General features: G+C 51.1%; 1 protein-coding gene. It reads right to left on the bottom strand.

From position 1 onward, the window contains the following. Nucleotides 1-1,671, bottom strand: a 1,671-nt coding sequence (locus IE163_RS15460) for an immunoglobulin-like domain-containing protein (RefSeq protein ID WP_194596279.1), incomplete at both ends; no start/stop codon positions are given.

Below are 1,671 nucleotides of genomic sequence, written 5' to 3' on the forward strand. Positions count from 1 at the left end.
GGTCGCATCATTGTCCGGCTGCGTATGGGTTTGCGCTGCATTTAGGGTGTAGCTATACGCCACCTCACCACCGGTCGCCGTGCCGGTGTAACCGGTAATCGTCAGGGTACCCTCACCCGTATCAACCGTCGCCAAGCCACTCACATCACCCTGCAGCTCAGCCAGCGTATAGGTCACACCACCAATAGTAATACTCGCAATACCATCGGTCGCACTGACGGTAATACTGCCTGTCGTCGTTTCACTGTCAGAGGCACCATCCACCAGACCCGCTTCAAATACCGTACCTTCACCCGCTTCTGTATCCGCATTCGGGGTAATTGTTGCACCGTCATTCTCACCGGCAATATCAAAACTCACCGTACCTGACGCCGTGTCACCATCTGCATCCGTACGGGTATAGCCAATCACCACCGCAACGGTCTGACCTTCATTCAGCGCCTGTACCGCTGGTAGGCTGTTATCCAGCACAAAGCTCCACGCACCCGTCGCAGCATTCAACGTTAAGGTACCGTAATCCGACAAATCCACTGCAACATCATCCAGTGTCGCAACCACGCCATCAAACGTCAGCGCATCGGTCGTCGCCGCGCCATCAGCTCCGAAACTGCCTTCCGTTAACACATTACCCGTTAACGTAGTCTCTGTACCATCTTCTACCAGGCTACCCGCCTCATAATTGGCCGCTACCGGTACATCGTCAATAATTGTTAAACTACCATCAACAAAAGTAAGATTTTCAAACTGCCCGCCTGTAAAGTCAATCACTCCTACCACAACCTGCAAGCTAGTATCAGTATCAGAACCTGGCTCACCATGCTCTAGAACAGGCACATCGAACGGTGAGGACGTGACTTCTGTGCCAGGCTCATAATCTGTAGTAAAAACAATTGTCGCGCCGTTACTCAACGTTACAACTAAGGTTTCCAGTGGGGTAGCGCTTAAGGTCGCGGATATCACAGCGCCTACGCTGCCTTCAAGATACTCAACATTACCCAGTGTTAATACAGTCTCATCGGAGTTATCTATAATGCCAACAGACACTGACGATGTTAGGTCTAATGCCTCATAGTTACCGCCTGTTGCTGAGGCAATGCCCAAGGACAGAACCTCATCACCTTGCTGGTAAATATCATCTTCGCGACTATCAAACGAAACTGAACCAACTGTTTCACCTACAGCAATAGTGATTTGCTCACCGTTCGTTAAAGTGATAACCAAAGGCGTTTCTTGAGGAGCGTTATTTACGGTAGCAGTAACTGTTATTTGGCCACCTTCTGTGACCCCTTCAGGGCCATTCAGAGTGATCACTGTTGCATCGTCATCATCCACCACATCAGTGCTGGTAGTACTGTCCGTATTCAGCGCATCAAAGTTACCGCCGCTGGTACCCACCACCTCAAAGGTCAGGGTATCAGTACCTTGCAGATAGACATCATCTTCACGCGTATCGACTGTGGTCGAGCCGCTGCTTGCACCAACCGGGATGGTAATGCTAACGCCATTACCCAAATCCACCACTAGTGGACTACCTGTCACCACATTGTTAACTGTCGCGGTCACGGTGATGAGTTCACCCTCGATCACTTCGCTATCGGAGGTCAATACTAAGGTCGTTTCAGCGCCGCTATCCGTCACCACCGTGCTCGCTGTGCTGCTCGTATCCAGCGC

The sequence above is a fragment of the Alishewanella longhuensis genome (assembly GCF_014653435.1).
Taxonomy (GTDB): domain Bacteria; phylum Pseudomonadota; class Gammaproteobacteria; order Enterobacterales; family Alteromonadaceae; genus Alishewanella; species Alishewanella longhuensis.